Origin of the sequence: Nocardiopsis tropica (assembly GCF_042660575.1) — a bacterium.
Lineage (GTDB): Bacteria > Actinomycetota > Actinomycetes > Streptosporangiales > Streptosporangiaceae > Nocardiopsis > Nocardiopsis tropica.
Genome location: NZ_JBHSUF010000007.1, coordinates 28,164 through 48,014 on the forward strand (window position 1 = coordinate 28,164; position 19,851 = coordinate 48,014).

The 19,851-nt window shown below is 72.6% G+C and carries 14 protein-coding genes; 8 read left to right on the top strand and 6 right to left on the bottom strand.

The window, feature by feature from the left end; all coding sequences use genetic code 11:
* Window positions 1–378 precede the first annotated feature (378 nt).
* The 3 genes from ACFQBR_RS12665 (at window position 379) to ACFQBR_RS12675 (ending at window position 2,253) form a co-directional block, all read left to right on the top strand.
* The gene (locus tag ACFQBR_RS12665) at window positions 379–642 is read left to right on the top strand and encodes a WhiB family transcriptional regulator (RefSeq protein ID WP_267946614.1); all 264 of its coding nucleotides are present in this window, start codon (window positions 379–381) and stop codon (window positions 640–642) included.
* A gap of 281 nt (window positions 643–923) precedes the next feature.
* Window positions 924–1,493 carry a copper resistance protein gene (locus tag ACFQBR_RS12670; RefSeq protein ID WP_344182040.1) on the top strand — a complete coding sequence of 190 codons (570 nt, stop codon included), beginning with the start codon at window positions 924–926 and terminating at the stop codon, window positions 1,491–1,493.
* A gap of 79 nt (window positions 1,494–1,572) precedes the next feature.
* Window positions 1,573–2,253, top strand: coding sequence for a copper resistance CopC family protein (locus ACFQBR_RS12675; RefSeq protein WP_344182038.1), 681 nt, complete (start codon window positions 1,573–1,575; stop codon window positions 2,251–2,253).
* 120 nt (window positions 2,254–2,373) lie between these two features.
* Here the strand turns inward: ACFQBR_RS12675 and ACFQBR_RS12680 are convergent, their stop codons facing one another.
* Window positions 2,374–3,135, bottom strand: coding sequence for a PP2C family protein-serine/threonine phosphatase (locus ACFQBR_RS12680; RefSeq protein WP_267946617.1), 762 nt, complete (start codon window positions 3,133–3,135; stop codon window positions 2,374–2,376).
* 770 nt (window positions 3,136–3,905) lie between these two features.
* Here ACFQBR_RS12680 and ACFQBR_RS12685 point away from each other — a divergent pair.
* Both ACFQBR_RS12685 and ACFQBR_RS12690 read left to right on the top strand, forming a co-directional pair.
* Window positions 3,906–5,183, top strand: coding sequence for a glycosyltransferase (locus ACFQBR_RS12685; protein WP_267946618.1), 1,278 nt, complete (start codon window positions 3,906–3,908; stop codon window positions 5,181–5,183).
* 86 nt (window positions 5,184–5,269) lie between these two features.
* Window positions 5,270–6,202 carry an anti-sigma factor RsbA family regulatory protein gene (locus tag ACFQBR_RS12690; protein ID WP_344182036.1) on the top strand — a complete coding sequence of 311 codons (933 nt, stop codon included), beginning with the start codon at window positions 5,270–5,272 and terminating at the stop codon, window positions 6,200–6,202.
* On the opposite strand, the gene ACFQBR_RS12695 is transcribed toward ACFQBR_RS12690, so the two are convergent.
* Together ACFQBR_RS12695 and ACFQBR_RS12700 are read right to left on the bottom strand one after the other, a co-directional pair.
* Window positions 6,192–6,539, bottom strand: coding sequence for an STAS domain-containing protein (locus tag ACFQBR_RS12695; RefSeq protein WP_267946620.1), 348 nt, complete (start codon window positions 6,537–6,539; stop codon window positions 6,192–6,194). The genes ACFQBR_RS12690 and ACFQBR_RS12695 overlap by 11 nt on opposite strands.
* 52 nt (window positions 6,540–6,591) lie before the next feature.
* Window positions 6,592–7,347, bottom strand: coding sequence for an ANTAR domain-containing response regulator (locus tag ACFQBR_RS12700; RefSeq protein WP_267946621.1), 756 nt, complete (start codon window positions 7,345–7,347; stop codon window positions 6,592–6,594).
* A gap of 103 nt (window positions 7,348–7,450) precedes the next feature.
* On the opposite strand from ACFQBR_RS12700, the gene ACFQBR_RS12705 reads away from it, so the two are divergent.
* Complete coding sequence (locus ACFQBR_RS12705) at window positions 7,451–8,617, top strand: PAS domain-containing protein (protein WP_344182034.1); 1,167 nt, start codon at window positions 7,451–7,453, stop codon at window positions 8,615–8,617.
* Window positions 8,618–9,140: 523 nt separating this feature from the next.
* Here the strand turns inward: ACFQBR_RS12705 and ACFQBR_RS12710 are convergent.
* Complete coding sequence (locus tag ACFQBR_RS12710; RefSeq protein ID WP_267946623.1) at window positions 9,141–9,779, bottom strand: response regulator; 639 nt, start codon at window positions 9,777–9,779, stop codon at window positions 9,141–9,143.
* Window positions 9,780–9,785: 6 nt separating this feature from the next.
* On the bottom strand, window positions 9,786–14,270 hold the full coding sequence (locus ACFQBR_RS12715; RefSeq protein ID WP_344182032.1) for a HAMP domain-containing protein: 4,485 nt from the start codon (window positions 14,268–14,270) through the stop codon (window positions 9,786–9,788).
* A gap of 402 nt (window positions 14,271–14,672) precedes the next feature.
* Here ACFQBR_RS12715 and ACFQBR_RS12720 point away from each other — a divergent pair, with 402 nt between their 5' ends.
* The gene (locus ACFQBR_RS12720) at window positions 14,673–16,841 is read left to right on the top strand and encodes a SpoIIE family protein phosphatase (RefSeq protein WP_344182061.1); all 2,169 of its coding nucleotides are present in this window, start codon (window positions 14,673–14,675) and stop codon (window positions 16,839–16,841) included.
* An 18-nt stretch (window positions 16,842–16,859) separates the two neighbouring features.
* Here the strand turns inward: ACFQBR_RS12720 and ACFQBR_RS12725 are convergent, their stop codons facing one another.
* Entirely contained in the window at window positions 16,860–17,465 is a 606-nt protein-coding gene (locus ACFQBR_RS12725) for a response regulator transcription factor (RefSeq protein WP_267946625.1), read from the bottom strand.
* 275 nt (window positions 17,466–17,740) lie between these two features.
* Between ACFQBR_RS12725 and ACFQBR_RS12730 the strand changes: the two genes are divergently transcribed.
* Entirely contained in the window at window positions 17,741–19,609 is a 1,869-nt protein-coding gene (locus ACFQBR_RS12730; RefSeq protein WP_378553371.1) for a S1C family serine protease, read from the top strand.
* Window positions 19,610–19,851: the final 242 nt, after the last annotated feature.

Consider the following 19,851-nt stretch of genomic DNA (forward strand, 5'->3'; position numbering starts at 1 on the left):
GTGGGAACCTCGCGACATAACGCCTCTTCGGGGCGGCGCCTCAGGTCACACGCTACGCGGCGGGGCTCCGGAAAAGGTCCGTGCGCTGGAATTTCCCGAGCTTTCCCGGCCCCCGCCCGGCCCGCGCGCACGGCCCCGTCCCCGCCCGCCGAGGGGCGGAGAGGGGGCCTGACACGGCCGAACGTCCTTGATCATTCGGCGGATTTCCAGCAGACTCCGTGTAGTACGACCTCATGTAGTACTACACTTAGTCGCATCGCTTCGCCGCAGTTCCGCCCGGTCGACGGGAACGCGGGCGGGGCGGAGACTTCCGGCCCCGCCGCGGGAACACGGCGCGGCCCACGGACCATGGACCAAGCCACGGATCGGAGGCGCCCCGTGAACCGCCTGTACCACGAGAGCGAGGACTGGGTCGAGCAGGGCAACTGCCGCTCGTACGACCCGGAGATCTTCTTCCCGGTGAGCAGCACCGGGATCGGGCGCGCCGACACCGAACAGGCCGTCGCCGTCTGCCGCAGCTGTACTGTTCGCCAAGAGTGCCTGCGGTGGGCCCTTCGTTCCGGTGAGGCTCACGGAGTCTGGGGTGGCACCACCCCCGAGCAGCGACGCTACATGCGGCGCGAGCTCGTACCGGCCGGTTAGCGGACCCCCGGGTCCGCCCGCGCACGAAGGCTGCGAAGGGCGACGGAGGAGGCCGCCGGGAGCGCGGGGGATCGCGCCCGGCGGCCTCTTCCACGTCCGCGCCCCCTCCCGGCGTCGCTCCCGCCCCGCGGCCCGGGAGGAGGACCCCGGCCGCCCGACCGGAAACGCGAGGTGCCGAACGGTGGACCGTCACGCTCCGCGCCGATCCGCGACCCCAGGGGCACGGTTCTCACCTTTGGGAGATCTTGCGGCCCCCCGGGGCACGGCCTAGGTTCGTTCACGTGCGACCCGCCCACGGCACTCTCCGTCTCACACGCACGGCGTCCCTCGCCGCGGCGTGCACCGGGCTGGCCTGGGGCGGCCACAACCTGTGGGCGGAGGTCCCCGCCTCCGCCGGCGGGTTCGCCGCCGCCACCGCGGTGCTCTTCCCCGTGCTCTGGTTCTTCACCCGGTCCATGCGCGGCTTCGGCGACATCCTCGCCGTCATGGCGACGGTCCAGGTCGTCCTGCACCTCGTCCTCCAGGGCTCGGTCGACCCCGCGTTCGGCGCCGACGCCGGCCACGCGGGCCACGGGTTCCTCGCGCACACGCTCGGCTTCGCGCCCGGCATGCTGCTCGCGCACCTGTGGGCGGCCCTGCTCGCCTCCGCCCTGCTCGCCCACGGCGAGGCGGCCCTGTGGTTCCTCGCCGCGCTGTTCGCACGCGCGCTGCCGCCGCTGCTCGTCCCCCGCCTCGCGTTCGGCGCCGCCGCTCCGGCCCGGTCTCCGACCCGGTCCGCGGCGCCCTCCCCCGCCCCGCTCTCGGCGCACCGGCCCCGGGGGCCTCCCGGTTCGCATCCGTCCGCACTGTGAGAGGCCCGGACCGCGCGGTCCCCGTACCGGAGGACCCGCGCGCCGGGCGCGAACCGACCACGAACGCTGAGAGAAGAACATGACCACCACCAGCAGCAGCGCCCCCCTCGACGGAACCGGGACAGCCTCCCGCGTGCTCCCGCGCGCGGCCGCCGTCCTCCTCGCCCCCCTCGCCGCCGCGGCACTGGCGCTGGCTCCCTCGCCCGCGCTGGCCCACGACGTGCTGACCGACTCCAGCCCCGAGGACGGGCAGACCCTGGAGACCGTGCCCGAGGAGGTCGTGCTGACCTTCAACAACGCGCCGATGGAGGGCGGCAGCGGAAGCGCCGTCGTCGTGACGGGGCCGGACGGGGAGACCACCTACGAGGACGGCGAGCTCTCGTTCGACGGCACGGACGTGTCCGTGGGGCTGAGCCCCCTGGACGAGGCCGGCGAGTACACCATCGGGTTCCGCGTCGTGTCCTCCGACGGCCACCCCATCCAGGACAGCCTGACGTTCACCGTGACCGAGGAGGCCGTGGCCGCCGCGGCGCCGGAGCCGGAGGCGGGTGAGAGCGAGGCGCCCTCCGCCGAGGAGTCGGACGAGCCCGCCGGGGAGCCCGCCGCCGAGGAGGTCTCCGCCGAGGAGGCCGACGAGGGCGGCGTCTCCCCCGTGGCGCTGGCCGTGGTGGCCGTCGTCGCGATCGCGGGCATCGGCGCGGTCGTGCTCGTCCTGGTCCGGATGCGCAACCGCCCGGGCGGCGGCGCCGACCGGAAGTAGGCCGGCGCGGACCCGCGCGGTCCACGAGCGGAAGGGCCCGTACACCGCGAGGTGTACGGGCCCTTCGTGTTCGCCCCGCGCCGGCCGCCGCGGGGCGGGACCCGCGCGTCGGAGCCGGGGTCAGACTCGGCGCGCCAGCAGGATGCTGATGTTGTCCTTGCCGCCGGCCTCCATGGCGGCCTGCCACAGGGCGTGCACGGCGGCCTCGTCGCTGCCGGCCTCGGCGATCATCCGCTCCATCTCCTCGGGGAGGACGAGGTCGGACAGTCCGTCGCTGCACATGAGCCAGGCGCTCGGGTCGGCCGCGTCGTCGCGTCCCACGTGCGGGACCATCGAGCCGCCGGAACTGCCGCCCAGGGACTGGGTGATGAAGTTCGTGGTGACCGGGCGGCCGTCCTCGGAGGGGGGGAGCGCCGGGGAGTCGTCTTCGGAGAGCTGCCGCAGGCGGCGTCCCTCCAGGCGGTAGGTCCGGGAGTCTCCGACGTTGAACCAGAAGTTGCCGTCGTTGTTGAGCAGGACGCCGGCGACCGTGGTCCCCATGCCGGAGAACTCGGTGTGCTGGAGGGCGTGGTCCTTGATCTCCTCGTCGATGTTGCTCAGCAGTTGGGCGATCTCCTCGGGGCCGTTCAGCCGCGGCCCCATCTCGGCCATGCGGTGCACCGCGTGCTCCGAGGCGATCTCTCCCGCGGCCTGTCCGCCGATCCCGTCGGCGACCGCCAGGATGACGGGCTCGCTCACCGGCAGCACGCAGCGGACCGGAGAGGTCATGTTCGCACTGGCGACGGTGAGAGCACCCATGACGACGGCGTCCTCGTTGGCGGGGCGGATAGCGCCCCGGTGCGTGAGGGCCGTGACAATGACTTCCCCACCAGCGACACCCATACGCCCTTCCTCCCGTTTCGTCGGCCGTGGCCGGTTGCCCGGCGCCACGCGCCGGACCTTGGTCGAGTCCCGTTCAACGTCTGGATTCTGTAACCGTACCGACCTACTGCTGGAGTCGGTCAAAATCCGCGTACATCATGGCGGAAAACACCCGGATATGCAGTTCCCGCACCGGTTCCGGCCGATAAAAGTGCTGTGACGGGTGGGCCTCCGGTGTGTGTCGCGGCCTTCCGTGGTCCCGGTCCGACAGTAGCGGCGTCCACGCGCGCCCGACAGGGCCGATCGGCGGGTACGGAGAACCCCCAGCGCACAGGGGGTCCCGGGGTATTACGGTCCGCCCCGAAGTCTCCTTGGGGCATGGCGCGAGACCGGCCTCGCGTTGTCCGCCCGCGAGGCGTCTGGCAGAATGGGCCCCGTTGGGTGTCTAAGACGCAGACACACACGACCCGCCGCGTGCGCCGCGACTCCGTCGCGCCCGTGGTCCTCGATCTCCTTCGACGGTCGTTTGGTGTGATCACTGTGCGTCTGCCCTGCCTCTCTTCCTTTCCCGGTTCGCCCCGCAGCAGCCGCGTGCCCTCCGTGCGCGCGGCCGTCAGTGCTGCCCGGCGTCCACCACCCGCTGTGCCCGGGCGTTCCCGACCCGTGCGCCCGCTCTCCCCTGGATCGCACAGCCGCCGTCCCGCCCGGGGGGATTCCGATCCCCGCTCCGGAGTCACCTCGGGCGTTCGCACCTACGACGGGCACCGTTCTCGCCCAAGGAGTCCAGCCCAGTGAAGATCGCCATGATCGCCGAACACGCCAACCCCCTTCCCGCCCACCGGGGGGAGCCCGCCTGCCCCGCGAGCCTGCACGTCTGCGCGCTCTCCCGGCAGCTGGCCAAACTCGGTCACAAGGTGACGGTCTACGCCCGTCGCAGCGACCCCGAGCAGCCGGAGGGGCGCACCCGGATGGCGCGCGGCGTCTCCGTCACCTACCTCGACGCCGGTCCCGCCAGCCCGCTTCCCGCCGATGAGCACGCCGAGCACACCGGCGCCTTCGGCACCGCCCTGGCCGCGGTCCTGGACGAGGACGCGCCCGACGTCCTGCACGCCATCGGCTGGACCAGCGGCCTCGCGGCGCTGCACGCCCAGGCGCACAGCGAGAGCGACCAGAGCGGGACCCCCATCGTCCAGACCTTCCACTCCCTCAACGCCAGCGAACAGCGCTCCGGGCTGTCCCACCACCCCGAACGCGCCCGCATGGAGACGATCCTCGCCTCCCGCGCCGACCACGTCCTGGTCAACTCCACCGACCAGCAGGGCGAGCTGGCGCGCCTGGGCGTGCCCCGGCACCACGTGAGCGTCGTGCCCTTCGGCGTGGACCCCGACCACTTCAGCATGGAGGGCGGGACCTCGGCCGAGCACTGGACCTCCCGGCGCGAGGAGCGCGCGCGGCTGGTGTCGGTCACCTCCCTGACGGAGGCCGGCGGCGCCGACCGCCTCGTCGAGTCCATGACCCGCCTGCCCGAGGCGGAGCTGCTCATCGTCTCCACCGCCGAGGACCTCGACGTCGCCCTCGACGAGAACGCCCGCCGGGTGGAGCTCCTGGCCAAGGAGGCCGGCGTCGACGACCGCGTCCACCTCGTCGGACCGGTCGAGCGCAAGGAGCTGCCGCGCCTGCTGCGCTCGGCCGACGTGTACGTGTCCGCCGCCTCCTACGACCCCTACGGCGGTGCCGTCCTGGAGGCCATGGCCTGCGGCCTGCCCGTCGTGGCCACCGCGACCGGCGCGACCCCCGGCGCGGTCCTGCACCGCACCAGCGGCGTGCTGATGCGGTTCGGCCGGCCGGACGAGGTCGCGCGCTCCGTGCGCGCCGTGCTCAGCACCCCGACCATGAGCACCGCCTACGGGATCGCCGCCGTGGACCGTGCCCGCTCGCGGTTCACGTGGCAGCGGATCGCCGTGGAGACCGAGATCGCCTACGACCGGTCGCGCCCGCAGCAGGCGGAGGACGAGGGCGCCGACGGGAGCGAGACGGACGGCCTCCTGCTGTCCGGGGCCACCCGCTGATCCGTGTGTTCCCCCGTCCCCCCGTGTCCGTGTCCCGAGCCCGGCGGAGCCCCCTCCGGGCGGCCGGGGCGCGGAGCCGTGCGCCGATGACCTTCGAGCACCAGGGACTCCTCTTCGAGAGCGAGGGGCGGTTCCACGACACGGCCCTGGAGCGGCTGCGGTCCGCGCTGGGCGGCGGCGCCCACGCGGCGCTCGCCGTCTCCGGGGCCCGCGCCGCCGCCCTCGTCGGGTCCCTGTCCCCCGCGGAGGGCGCGCGCGTCCACGTGCTCGACAGGGACGGGCTCTACGAGGCCCCTGGGCGCACCCTGGCGGCCCTGCACCGCCTGACCCTCACCCACGAACCCGTGGCGCTGGTGGCGGAGCCACCGCCCCCCTTAGGTTCGGGGACCGAGACGCGCGAGTGGCTGCGCCTGGAGTCGGTCCTGTGCACGGCGCTGGCGCCCCTGGGCCTGCGCCTGCTGTGCGCCTACGACGGGCGGGTGCTCGGCCCGAGGGCCCGCGCGGCGGTGCGCGCCACCCACCCGGCGCTGATGGGCCCGGGCGGGCCCGGTCCCAACCCCGGCTACCTGGGCACGGCGGCGTTCGGCGCCCTGCCGGCCGTGCCGGACCCCCTGCCGGTCGGCGGGCCCGTCCACCGGCTGGAGATCGGGATGTCGCTCCCCCGGCTGCGCCGTGAGCTGACCGCGCTCTGCGAGTCCCTGGGCCTGGCCCGGCACCGGGCCGACAGCCTCGTCGTGGCCGTGAACGAGCTGGCCGCGAACGTGCTGGAGCACGGGGCGGGCAAGGGCTCCGTCAGTCTCTGGCGGGGCCCCGACCGGTGGGTGTGCGACGTGTTCGACGAGCACGGGGGCCTCACCGACCCGTTGGCGGGCTACCGTCCCGCCGACAGCATGCGCCCGCGCGGGTACGGGCTGTGGATCACCCGCCAGAGCTGCGACTTCCTGGAGATCAGCGGGGACGGCGGGGGGTCGACGGTACGGCTGCACTTCGTGGACGGGCTCGGGGGGCTCAGCCCCTGAGCGAGTCGACCGCCTCGTCGGTGCTCGGCACGATCGGGATGACCTGGTCGATGCCGGCTATCACGAACAGGCGGTTGACCTGCTGCTGCGGCTCGGCGACCACGAACCCCACGTCCATGTCCCGGCCGCGCCGGAAGGCCGCGACGAGCACCCCGATGCAGCGGGAGTCGCAGAAGCCGACCTTGGCGAGGTCCACCACCACGCCCCGCGGCCGGTCGGCGGCCAGGACCTCCTCCAGGACGTCGGCCAGGCCGGGAGAGGTCACCGCGTCCATCTCCCCCACGGGAGTGACGACGACGACGTCATGCTCGCGACGGATCGAGATGTCTGACGTCACGGTCGCTTCTCCTTGTCGCTGCGGGTCGGAGCCTCATCATGGCGGTTTTCGATCACGCTCGGGACTCGTCACCCGCCGTGTTCTCCATGACCAGGTCCCTGGCCACGTCCACGACCCGCTTGCGGTTGCGCTGGGCGACCTCCCGCAGCGCGGTGAAGGCCGTGTCCGCGTCGCAGCCGCGCGCGTGCATGATGATGCCCTTGGCCTGGTCGATGTAGGTGCGCGCGGACATCGCCCGGCGCATGTGCGCGGTCTCGCGCGCCACGTCGGCCTGGCGCCCCACCGTGTGCAGGGCCGCCGCCGCGTGCTCCGCCAGCAGTGCGGTGAGCGGTGCGACGACCTGCTCGTCGAAGGCGTCGGCGCGGCCGGAGTGCACCCCGAACGTGACCACGCGGTCGTCGTCGGCGCCGTCGCCGGACAGGAGGCTGGGCAGGGTGATGGAGGAGCGGTCGCCGCACTGGACGGCCATGGCGGTGTAGCTCGGCCACCGGTGGGGTTCGCGGAGCACGTCGGCGACCCCGACCCGGGCCATCTCCCGCACGGCCTCCACCGTCGGTCCCTGGTCGGTCGTGTACTGGTGCTCGAAGGCGGCGGAGAGGTCGGCGTGGGAGGCGCCGTAGTCGGTCACCACGTGGCGGACCGTCCCGTCGGCCCCCTCGACCTCGCGCCACAGCACGACGAGGGCGGCCGAGCAGCCGGGGACCCCGAAGGCGGCGGCCCTGCTCATCTGGTCGAGGGCGCGTTCGAGGGTGGTGTTCTCCGCCTGTCCCAGCGCACCGATGTCGCGGGCCAGGCGTTCGATCCACACGGCGGGGCCTCCTTCCGCGTCCGGGGCTCACCCGCTAACCGTAACCTTGGGGATCACGGACCCGGACATCCGGGAGAGACCAGCCACGACGGGAGCCCTGAGCGTGTCGGAGAACCTCGCCGGGTTGCAACGCGAGACCACTGCTCTCAGTGAGAGAACAGCCGCCCTCCGCAACACGCACACGATGTACCCGGACGACGCCGAGGGCACCGCCGAGGCGGCCCTCGCGGAGCTGGAGTACGCGGAACGCCTGCTCAACGACGCGGGGGCGCAGCTGGCCCGCGCCCACAGCCAGCCCGGGCCGCGTCGCCAGAACGACGACGACCGCAACCTGCTCCGGGCGGTGTTCACGGAGCTCAGCGTCCCGGTGGTGCTGCTGGACCACGAGGGGTACATCAGACGGATCAACAACGCGGGGGCCGCCCAGCTGGGCAGCGCACCGGGCTACCTCACCGGGAAGACCTTCGCCCACTTCGTGGACCTGCGCAAAAGGGCGGCGATGCAGTCCTGGCTCGCGGCCGTGCTGCGCGGCGACGGGCCGGCCTCGCTGGAGTCGCGGCTGGCGCAGCGCGGGTGGGCGGAGGACGTCCACCTCACCCTCACCCGCCTGGAGCTGCCCACGGAGCCGAACCCGCTGGTGCTGGTGGCGATGTCGCCGCCGATGAACGGCGCCGAGGAGGAGGCCCCGTCCCCGCTCGAACCGGAGGTGGAGGACCAGGTGGTGGTCCTCGCCGCCCGTCGGCTGGACGTCCTGACGAGGATGACGCGGCTGCTGCTGCGGTCCGCGGGGCCCGGCGGGGCGGGGGAGCCGCTCGCCCTCGCGGACGCCGCCGAACTGCTCGCCGACTCCTACGCGGACTGGGTGGTCGTGGACGTGTGCGACCTGCCCACCGACCCCGGGGTCGCCCGGCGCGCCGTGGTCGCCGGTCCCCCCGACGCGGCGCCCGGTGTGCGGGAGGAGGTCGCGGCAGTGTCGCCCGGGGGGTCCGAGATCCCCGGCGAGGTGCTCGGCCGGGGCCAGTCCCTGCTGTTCCCCCTCATCGAGGACGAGTCGGTGCTGGGCTCCGCCGGGTCGGGCGCTCCCCTGCTCGCGGTGCTCGGGGCCGGGTCGCTCCTCTCCGTCCCGCTCCGGGGGAGCCGGGGCGTGCGCGGCGCGCTCACCCTGATCCGCCGCAGCAACCGCAGCAGCTTCCGACTCGCCGACCTGGGGCTCATCGAGGAGATCGGCGAGCACATCGGACTCGCGCTCCCTCCCCGTCCCGTCCCCTGATCCCGCTCCCCCGCCCCTGGGGTTGCGAGTGAGAACGCGACCCCGCCCCAGGGGGTTGCGAGTGAGAACGCGACCCCGCCCCAGGGGGTTGTGCGTGAGGGCGCCGCCGGGGTGCTGCAGGACGAGTCAAGCCGCGAGCGAGGAACGAGCGGCAGGCGCAGACGAGGACGAAGCACACCGGCCTCAAGGCGCCCGAACCCCGGGGCAAAGCGAAGCGGAGCCCCAAAAACAACAGGGGGCAAGCCGCGAGCGAGGCACGAGCGACAGGCGCAGACGAGGACGAAGCACACCGGCCTCAAGGCGCCCGAACCCCGGGGCAAAGCGAAGCGGAGCCCCAAAAACAACAGGGGGCAAGCCGCGAGCGAGGCACGAGCGACAGGCGCAGACGAGGACGAAGCACACCGGCTTCCGGGCGCCCGAACACGGGGCGAAGCGGAGCCCCCAAGCAAGCACAGGAAGCACACCGGCCTCAAGGCGCCCGAACCCCGGGGCAAAGCGAAGCGGAGCCCCAGGGCAAACACAGCTACTCGGGGCCGTGCAGGGTGTCCACCAGTGTGGACAGCTGCGACACCGACCGGTCCATCCGGCGCACGCCGTTGACGAGGGGCTGGTCCACGTCCTGGTAGTTGGTGACGATGTGCTCGCGCAGTTCGGCGAGGTCGGACTGCACCTGCCGTGAGCGCAGCGCCAGCTGCTCGGCCAGGATCTTGCCCGGCTCCCCGGTCTCCTGGCCGAGGTCGCGCTGGAGGGCGCGGGCCTGCTCGCGCATCTGCGCCTTGAGCTGGTGCAGCTCCACGAACACCTCGACCTTGGAGCGCAGCACCCACGGGTCGAAGGGCTTGAGCAGGAAGTCGACCGCGCGCGACGCGTAGCCGCGGAAGACCTGGTGCCGGTCGATCTCCTGTGCCGTCAGGAAGATGATCGGCACGTCCTTGGTCTTCTCGCGCTGCTTGATGTGGGCGGCGGTCTCGAACCCGTCCATCCCCGGCATGACCACGTCGAGCAGGATGACCGCGAAGTCGGTGCCCAGGAGGTGCTTGAGCGCCTCCTCCCCGGAGTTCGCACGGACCAGGTTCTGGTCGAGGGACGTGAGGGCGGCCTCCAGCGCGATCAGGTTCTCGTCGCGGTCGTCGACGAGAAGGATGTTGGCCTTCTGGGTCACTTCGGGTTACTCCAGGTCTTCGGTCGGGGTGCTGGTGCCAGTGTCCCCGTTCGGGTCGTTGTTATCCCTGGTACCGGCGCGGGTGTTGTCGCCGTCGTCGGCCGTCGCGCCATTCTGCCCGGTCCGTGTGCCGTCCGCGCCGTCGGCCCCGGTTCCGGCGGAGGCCGCCGCGGCGGCGGCGTCCTCGGCCGCCGCTCCGGCGATGGTCTCCTCCCGGCCCGCGGTGAGCCAGCGCCGCATGACGTCGAGCAGGTGGTCCAGGTCGACGGGCTTGGTCACGTAGTCCGTGGCGCCCGCCGCGAGGCTGCGCTCGCGGTCGCCCTGCATGGCCTTGGCGGTGAGCGAGATGATCGGCAGGTCGGCGAACTGCGGCATCTCCCGGATGCGCTGGGTCGTCTGGTTGCCGTCCAGCTCCGGCATCATCACGTCCATGAGGACCAGGGAGATGTCCTCGTTGGCCTCCAGCCTGGCGATGCCCGCGTGGCCGTTGTCGGCGTAGAGCACCTCCAGCCCCTGCGCCTCCAGGGCGCTCGTCAGGGCGAAGACGTTGCGCACGTCGTCGTCGACGATGAGGACCCGCTGGCCGGCCAGGACGGCGCGCCGCTCGGGGTCGGTGCGCGCCTCGGCCTCCTTCGGCTCCTCCGCGGCCTCTCCCCCGGCCGGTGCGGCCGACTCGGGCGCCTTGAGCACCGGGACGGTGGGCAGCGGTTCGTGGCCGATGTCGGTGAGGGCGGCCACCGCCGCGTCGAAGTCCTCGTCCGGCATGGCGAAGTCGTCGTTGATCGGGACGCCCGTCCCGAACCCGGTCCCGAAGGCGTCCTGGGCGGGGTCGGTGTCGCCGCGGCCGGTCTCCAGCATGGGCACCGAGGACACGCCGACCGCCTGGTCGTCCCGGTCCCCGGCGTCCTCGGGAAGACGGACCGGCAGCAGCAGTGTGAAGGTCGAGCCCTGGTTCGCGACGCTCTGCACCCGGATCTCCCCGCCGAGCAGGCGGGCGAAGTTCCGGCTGATCGACAGGCCGAGGCCCGTGCCGCCGAACCTCCGCGACGTGCCTCCGTCGCCCTGGTGGAAGGCCTCGAAGATGACCTGGAGCTTGTCCTCGGCGATGCCGATCCCGGTGTCCGCGACCGTGAAGGCGATGACCTCCTCGTTCTCCTCGAACATCTCCAGGTCGGCGTCCTCCAGCGCCCACGCGGGCTCGATGAGGAGGCGCACCTCGCCCTGCGGCGTGAACTTGACGGCATTGGACAGCAGGTTGCGCAGTATCTGCTGGAGCCTCTGCTCGTCGGTCCACAGCGTCCCCGGGATGTCCGGCGACACGTCCACCGCGAACGCGAGCCCCTGCTCGCCCGTGACCGGGCGGAAGGTCGCCTCGACGTAGTCCACCAGCTGTCCGATGGACACCTCGCTCGGCTGGACCTCCGCGCGGCCGGCCTCCACCTTGGACAGGTCGAGGATCTCGTCGATGAGCAGCAGCAGGTCGCTGCCCGCCTTGTGGATGGTCTGGGCGAACTCGACCTGCTTGGGCGAGAGGTTCTGCTCCCCGTTGTCGGCGAGCAGTCGCGCCAGGATGAGCAGGCTGTTGAGCGGTGTGCGCAGCTCGTGCGACATGTTCGCCAGGAACTCGGACTTGTACTTGGAGGAGACCTGGAGCTGGTGCGCCCGCTCCTCCAGGGCGTTCCTGGACCGCTGGATCTGCTGGTTCTGGAGCTCGATGGCCCTGTTCTGGTTGGCGAGCTGGGTGGCCTTCTGCCGGAGTTCGGCGTTCTTGCCGCGCAGCTCCTCCTGCTGGCGCTGGAGCTCGTTCGAGCGCTCCCGCAGCTGGCTGGTGAGCTGCTGGGACTGCTCCAGCAGGTGCTCGGTGCGGTTGTTGGCGAGGATGGTGTTGATCGTCGTGCCGAGCAGGGCGACCAGCTGGCGCAGGAAGTTCTTGTGGATCTCGCGGAACTCGCCGTAGGAGGCGAACTCCACGACGCCGAGGGCGCGCTCCTCCGAGACGATCGGGAGGATGTACAGGTTGCGGGGCGAGGCCTCGCCCAGGCCGGACTCGACCTTGACGTACCCCGGCGGGATGTTGCCCACCTGCTGTTCGACCTGCTGAGAGAGGGCCTCGCCGATGAGTCCGACGCCCTTGCGGACGCGGCGGCGGCTCTCGCCCGGCTCGAAGCCGAACCCCGCGTAGAAGAGGAAGTTCTCCTCGTCGTCCTGGGCCTCGGGCAGGTAGCAGGCGCCGTGCTGCGCGCCGATGAGCGGCGTCACCTCGGTCATGATGAGGCGGGCCAGCTCCTTGAGGTCGCGGTGGCCCTGGATGTGGCCGGAGATGCGGGCCACGTTGGACTTGAGCCAGTCGGCGTCCCGCTGGGTGGCGGTGGTCTCGCGCAGGTTGGACACCATCAGGTTGATGTTGTCCTTGAGCTGCTCCATCTCTCCGCGGGCGTCGACCTGGATGTTGCGGGTCAGGTCGCCCTCGGCGACGGCGCTGGCCACCTCGGCGATCGCGCGCACCTGCGTGGTGAGGTTGCCCGCCAGCCCGTTGACGCTGTCGGTGAGCTGCTTCCAGGTGCCCGAGACGCCCTCGACCTTGGCCTGGCCTCCCAGCTGCCCCTGGCTGCCCACCTCGTGGGCGACGCGGGTGACCTCCGTGGCGAAGGCCGACAGCTGGTCCACCATGGTGTTGACCGTCGTCTTGACCTCCAGGATCTCGCCCTGGGCGTTGACGTCGATCTTCTTCGTGAGGTCTCCGGCCGCGACCGCCGTCGTCACCTCGGAGATGTTGCGCACCTGGGTGGTGAGGTTGTGCGACATCGAGTTGACGTTCTCGGTGAGGTCGTTCCAGATGCCGGACACGCCCTTGACGTTGGCGCGACCGCCCAGCTTGCCCTCGGTGCCGACCTCGCGGGCGACCCGCGTGACCTCGTCGGCGAACGCGGACAGCTGGTCGACCATCACGTTGATGGTGTCCTTGAGCTCGAGGATCTCCCCCTTGGCGTTGACCGTGACCTTCTTGGTCAGGTCGCCCGCCGCGACCGCGCGCGTGACCATGGAGATCTGCCGCACCTGGTAGGTCAGGTTGTTGGCCATGGAGTTGACGTTGTCCGTCAGGTCCTTCCAGACCCCGGAGACGTCGCGGACGTGGGCCTGCCCGGCGAGCTTGCCCTCCGTGCCCACCTCGCGCGCCACCCGGGTGACCTCGCTGGCGAAGGAGTCGAGCTGGTCCACCATCTTGTTGATGGTGTCCTTCAGCTCCATCATCTCGCCCTGGGCGTCCACGGTGATCTTCTTGGTGAGGTCGCCGGCGGCGACGGCGGTCGTCACCTGGGAGATGTTGCGGACCTGGTAGGTGAGGCTGTTCGCCATGGAGTTGACGTTGTCGGTCAGGTCCTTCCAGATGCCCGACACGCCCTTGACGTTGGCGCGACCGCCCAGCTTGCCCTCGGTGCCGACCTCGCGCGCCACGCGCGTGACCTCGTCGGCGAAGGAGTCGAGCTGGTCGACCATGGTGTTCACGGTGTTCTTCAGGGCCAGCATCTCGCCCTGCACGTCGACCTGGACCTTCTGGGTCAGGTCGCCCCTGGCCACCGCCGTCGTGACCTGTGAGATGTCACGCACCTGGTTGGTCAGGTTGTCCGCCATCGAGTTGACGTTCTCGGTGAGGTCCTTCCAGATGCCCTGCACGCCGCGCACGTTGGCCCGGCCGCCGAGCTTGCCCTCGGTGCCCACCTCGCGGGCCACGCGCGTGACCTCGTCCGCGAACGTGGACAGCTGGTCCACCATCGTGTTGACGGTGTCCTTGAGGTCGAGCATCTCGCCCTGGACGTCGATGGTGATCTTCTTGCTCAGATCACCCCGGGCCACGGCCGTCGTCACCTCGGAGATGTCGCGGACCTGCACGGTGAGGCGGGACGCCATCTGGTTGACGGACTCGGTGACCTCGCGCCAGGCGCCGGAGACGCCCTCGACCCGCGCGGTGCCGCCGAGCTTGCCCTCGGTGCCCACCTCGCGGGCCACGCGCGTGACCTCCTCGGTGAACCCGCTCATCTGGTCGGCCATGCGGTTGACGGTGGTGGCCAGGCGGAGCAGGTCGCCCCGGAGCTCGCCGCGGCGGCCGTCGGTGGAGGCGCGGCGGCTCAGCTGGCCCTCCGCGACCGAGTCCAGGACCTGGGCGACCTCGGACAGGGGTTCGGCGACCTCGTCCAGGAGCTCGTTCAGGGCCTGGGCGCTCTCGCCCCACGCCCCGCGGGAGGGGTTGACGTTGACGCGCTCGTTGAGGCGCCCCTCGTCGCGGACGACGTCGCCGACCCGCTGGAGCTCCTTGCTCAGCTGCTCGCTGTGGTCGACCACCTCGTTGAAGACGGAGGCGATCTCCCGGACCGTGCCGCTGCCGCGCTTCCGGAGGCGGACACTGAAGTCGCCGTCGCGCATGCGGTACAGGGCACGCAGAATCTCGTCGAGCTGGTCGTCGGCCACCAGTTCCTTGACCGCCTCGGGCATCGAACCCCCTCCTCAACCTGCCTCGTCACCGCTGTGTCCGGGGGGTCCGCGGTGTGGCCCGCGTACCCTTGGTGACACCCCGTCACGCTACCCGCGCGAAGTACCACCCGAAAGAAGCGGATGTGTCGACTTACACTAACCGGCCGGGGTGGGCGGCACGGGCGGGTTCTCCATGTTGGGTTCCTGCGCCCGCCTCCCCGAGCCGGTCAGCGCGCCGTCCCCCGTGCCCCGGGGGACGTGGTGGTATCACGGGGAGCGGTACCGCGCGACCCCCGGTCCGGAGGTTTCCGGGCGATACCCCGGGATCCGAGGGCGGGCGCACGCGTATCGTGTCAGTGACCACCACCCCCTCGCCCGTATCCAGCGACGAAGGACACCGACGGCTTGCCAGCACACGACGCGTTGAAGGTCGCTCGACGAGAGTTCCCTCCTGCCCCGGAGACCGCGGCCGCTGCCCGTGAGTTCGTTCACGACACCCTCCTCTCCTGGGGCGTCCCCGATCCGTTCGACGACGTGATCCTGCTGGTCAGCGAGCTGGTGACCAATGCCGTCATCCACGCGAGGTCGAGCCTGGACGTGACCGTGCGCCGGGCCGAGGGCGCGACCGAGGTGATGGTCACCGACTCCGCGCCCGAGCGCGCCGTGCCCCAGGCCGGTCCGCTGGCCGTGGACACCTCGCCGTCCAGGGACGACGAGCGCAGCGGCGGGCTGGGGCTGGCCCTGGCGTCCGCGATCGCGTCCAGCTGGGGCGTGAGCTACGGGCGCAACGACAAGGCGGTGTGGTTCCGGATCGAGGACGCCCCCGGCGAGCACCCCTCGCTGGAGTCGCCCCAGGTGCGGCGCGGTCCGGCCCGTCAGGTGCGCCCCGCGCCGTGGTCGGCGCTGGACGCCGCCCTCGGCTCGCGGCTGACCCTGCCGCAGCTGCTGGAGCGCACCGTGGAGTACGCGGCGACCGCCCTGGGCGGCGATGCCGCCTACATCACGCTGGCGACCTCCGACGAGACCATGTGGGAGGTGCGCGCCGCCGTCGGGCTGACCCCGGGCGGGGCGCCGTGGCGGCCGCTGCGCGTGCGCACCGAGGAGACCTTCCCGTCCGCCGCGCCCGAGCCCGGCGCGGTGATCAACGACGACCTGATGATCGCCCGCACCGGGCGCGGCCGCCTGTCGCGGGCGGGGATGCGCTCGCTGGTGACGGCGCCGCTGATCGTGGACGGCCGGGTGGCCGGCCTGCTCGGGGTCGCCTCCAGGCGGGCCAGGCACTTCGGTCCGTCCGCCGCCAGGAAGCTCCAGGAGGGCGCGGACCTCATCGCGCTTCCGGTGGAGCGCTCGCGCCTGGCCGAGGTCGAGCTCAACCGGCGCGCGTCGCTGAGCTTCCTGGCCGAGGCCAGCGACCTGCTCGCGGGCACGCTGGACGAGCGGATGACGGGCGCGCTCGCCGCCCAGCTGATCACCTCCCGACTGGGCCGGTGGTGCTCCATCCACACCATCAACGAGTTGGGCGGCTCCCAGCTCACCCACGTGGTGCACGGGGACGAGAACTACAACGACGTCCTGCGCGCCCTGCTGACCGGGCTGCCGCCGCGGGAGCAGCGCGAGCCGCAGCCCCTGTGGTCGCCCGCCGAGCTCGCCGAGGAGGGGCTCGACGAGCAGCTGGTCCGCGAGCTGGCCAGCGGTCCCGCGATCAGCATCCCGCTGGTGGCGCACGGCCGCGCGCTCGGCCGGATGACGATCGGCAAGAACGAGGCGGACGACTTCACCCGCGAGGAGGTCGACGTAGCGGACGACCTCAGCCGCCGCGTGGCCTCCGCCATGGAGAACGCCCGCCTGCACGAGAAGCAGGCGGCGATGAGCAGCGCCCTCCAGCGCAGCCTCCTTCCCGCGAAGGAGAAGGAGCCGGTGATCCCGAGCGTGGACCACGCGGTGTTCTACCGCCCCGCGGACGAGAAGAACCAGGTCGGCGGCGACTTCTACGACGTGTTCGCCGCGAGCGGCCGCTGGTGCTTCGCCATCGGCGACGTGTGCGGGACCGGACCGGAGGCCGCGGCGGTGACCGGCCTGGCCCGGCACACCCTGCGCGCCCTGGCCAAGGAGGGGTTCACCCCGTCGCACATCATGCAGCGGCTGAACATGGCGATCCTGGACGAGAACACCTCCACCCGCTTCCTCACCATGCTCTACGGGGAGATGACCCCGGCCACCGACGAGGGCGGAGGGATGCGCGTACGGATGGTGTCCGCGGGCCATCCCCTCCCGATGCGGCTCAACCAGAAGGGCGAGGTCGAGAACTTCGGGATGTCGCAGCCCCTCCTGGGGGCGTTCGAGGACGTGGGCTTCACCACGGAGAGCGTCGACATCCGTCCCGGCGAGGTGGTCCTCGCGGTGACCGACGGCGTCACCGAGCGGCGCAGCAACACGGACATGCTCGGCGACGAGGGTCTGCTGGAGATCTTCTCCGGGTGCTCCGGCCTGACCGCGCAGGCGGTCATCAGCCGGATCGACCGCGAGCTGGAGGAGTACGCGCCGGGCGGCCACACGGACGACACGGCCATGCTGGTGCTGCGCTTCCTGTGACGGGGACCGGGCTCCCCGTCACAGCCAGCCCATGTCCTGCGCCGTGCGGATGGCCGACATGCGGTTGTCCGCACCGGTCTTGCCGATGGCGTTGGAGAGGTAGTTGCGGACCGTCCCCTCGGTCAGGTGCAGGGCGGCGGCGATCCTGGCGACGGTGGCCCCGTCGGACGCGGCGCGGAGCACCTCGGCCTCGCGGTCGGTCAGGGGGCTCTCCCCTCCGACCATCGCGGCGGCCGCGAGGTCGGTGTCGATGTAGCGCCCTCCCCCGTGCACGCGCCGGATGGCGCCCGCGAGCTGGTCGACCGGGGCGTCCTTGGCGAGGAACCCGCGCGCACCCGAGGCGAGGGCCCGGCGCAGGTAGCCGGGGCGGCCGAAGCTGGTGAGGATGACGACGCCGCAACCGGGCGCGCTCTGCTTGAGCTGTGCGGCGACCTCGAGGCCGGTGCCGCCGGGCATCTCGATGTCCAGGACGGCGATGGAGGCGCCGTGTCCGAGGACCGCGTCGACCACCTGGTCGCCGCGGCCCACCTGCGCGACGACCTCCAGGTCCTCCTCCAGGCCGAGGAGGGCCGCGATGGCCCCTCGGACGAGGTGTTCGTCATCGGCCAGCACGATCTTGATCAAGGTCGGCCCTTCTCACGTGTAGCCGGAGCCCCGGCGCGGTATTGTTCCGGACATTGTGGTGCATAAGGTTCTTGCAGGCACGGGAGCTCCGAGGGCCGCTGGGTCCGGCCCCCGCGGAGGCGGCCCGGGGAGCGCGCGTCCCCGCCGGCATCCGGTCCGCCGCCCCCCGGCACGGACTCGAAACCCTGGTATATCGGGCTCTCACCCTGTTCTAACCCATGCGGCGCATGATGGATCCCGTCCACTAGACATCGTCCCGCCAGTCGGAGGATGAGTTGAACCCCAACGAACCGAGTACAGGTACCGAGCCCGGTGCGGCGGCCGGGAACGCCCGCCTCCCCGCCGAGCCGACCGACCAGCAGGTGCCGTCCGGTCAGGGACACTCCTCCGCCGACGGCGGGGCGCACGAGCCCGTGCCCGGCGGGGAGCGCGGGGGCATTCCCGCCGGGTACGAGGACCGGTCGTCCGCGCCGCAGGCGGCCGAGGGCAGCGGGTCCGGGGCCCCCGGGCCGGAGGACGCCGGAACGGGGACCGCCGGCCCGGAGGACGCCGAGGGGCGGCCCGCGCAGGCGGAGGGTCACGCGGGCCCGCCGTTCGCGGCGGAGCAGCGGCCCCTGCCGCACGGGGGGTACGGGGAGCACCCGGGCACGGCCCACCCCGGACACCCCGTGCAGCACGCGGGGGCGCACGTGACCGGAACCGGTCCGCGCTTCTCCCCGCCGGAGCACGCCCCGCGGTGGGCCACGGGCCCCAACGAGGCGGACCGCGCCTCGTACACGTTCCCGCCGCACGTCGGCGGCCCCGGCGGTCCGGCGGGCGGCCCGCCCGACCAGTTCGCCGCGCACCAGGCCGGCCCCGGCCGTCCGTACGGCGGTCCGCAGGGACCCGGCGGCCCGAACGGCCCGGGGGCGCCCGGCGGTCCGGGCGCTCCGGGCGGGCCCGGCGGCCCGCCCCCGTTCGGCGACGGCTCGGGCTTCGGTCCGGGCGGCCACGGCCACCCCCCGTACGGCGCTGCCGCGCCCGGCCCCGCGGCCGACGGCGGCAAGAAGCGGGGCGGGCGGGTCGTGACGATCGCCGCCGTGACCGCGCTGGTCACGAGCCTGATCGTCGGTCCGGCCGCGGCCCTGGGCACCGCCTACCTCTTCCCGAACGGCCTGGGCTCCCCGGTGAGCTCCCTGACGGGCGAGCAGGGCAGCACGCCCACGGAGGGGGCGGTCGGCGAGGTCGCCGAGAGCGTCCTGCCGAGCGTGGTGTCGATCCAGACCGCCAACGGCGGCGGCAGCGGCGTGGTCATCTCCTCCGACGGCCAGATCCTCACGAACGCGCACGTGGTGGAGGCGTCCGGGGGCGGCCCGCTGGAGGTGCTGTTCAACGACGGGACCTCCGCCCCCGCCGAGGTGCTGGGCGCCGACACGGTCTCCGACATCGCGGTCATCCAGGCCGAGGGGCGCAACGACCTCGAACCGGCCACCCTCGGCGACTCCGAGCAGGTCGGCGTGGGCGCGGACGTGGTCGCGATCGGCTCCCCGCTGGGCCTGTCCGGGACGGTCACCACGGGCGTGGTGAGCGCCCTGAACCGGCCGGTGAACACGGGCGCCACCGAGAACGGCAACGGCCAGACCTCGACGGTGATCAACGCGATCCAGACGGACGCGGCGATCAACCCCGGCAACTCGGGCGGCCCGCTGGTGAACATGGCCGGCGAGGTGATCGGCATCAACACCGCGATCGCGGGGATCTCCCAGGACAGCGGTTCCGTGGGCCTGGGCTTCGCCATCCCGGTCAACCAGGCCCGTCCCATCGCCGAGCAGCTGATCGAGGACGGCAGCGCGAGCTACCCGGCCATCGAGGCCACCATCACCAACAGCCGCGGCGGCGGGGCCGAGGTCGTCGAGGTGGTCGAGGGCGGCGCCGCGGACGAGGCCGGCCTGTCGGCGGGCGACGTGGTGGTGTCCGTGGACGGCCGGGCCGTCACGACGCCGGACCAGCTGATCGCCGAGATCCGCTCCCGGCAGCCGGGCGAGGAGGTCACCTTCGGGGTGGTGTCCGGCGGCAGCGGCTCCCCCCAGGACGTGGCCGTCACACTCGGCGAGCAGAGCTCGGAGTCCGTCGAGAACGAGGCGGAGCAGGACGGGGGCAACTGACCGGACGCGGTCGCGGTCCCTCTCCACGGGGCGGTCCCGGGCTCTCGGCCCGGGGCCGCCCCGTCGCCGTTCCCGCCCCGCCCCGCCGCGCCGCGCCGTCCGCGGGCGGCCACCGCCCCGGCCCCCGGGGTCCCCGGGCCCCGCCCTCCCGGGTCCGGCGGAGATCACCGATCGGCCACATCACGGTGCGCTTGCGCACACGGGTGAACACGCAGAGTATCCTTCTCTGCGCCGTGTGCTAC

Bases quoted from the DNA above. Each gene is read 5' to 3' on its own strand.
- ACFQBR_RS12675 (WP_344182038.1), top strand. From the start codon at position 1,573: ATGACCACCACCAGCAGCAGCGCCCCCCTCGACGGAACCGGGACAGCC.
- ACFQBR_RS12680 (WP_267946617.1), bottom strand. From the start codon at position 3,135: ATGGGTGTCGCTGGTGGGGAAGTCATTGTCACGGCCCTCACGCACCGG.
- ACFQBR_RS12690 (WP_344182036.1), top strand. From the start codon at position 5,270: ATGACCTTCGAGCACCAGGGACTCCTCTTCGAGAGCGAGGGGCGGTTC.
- ACFQBR_RS12715 (WP_344182032.1), bottom strand. From the start codon at position 14,270: ATGCCCGAGGCGGTCAAGGAACTGGTGGCCGACGACCAGCTCGACGAG.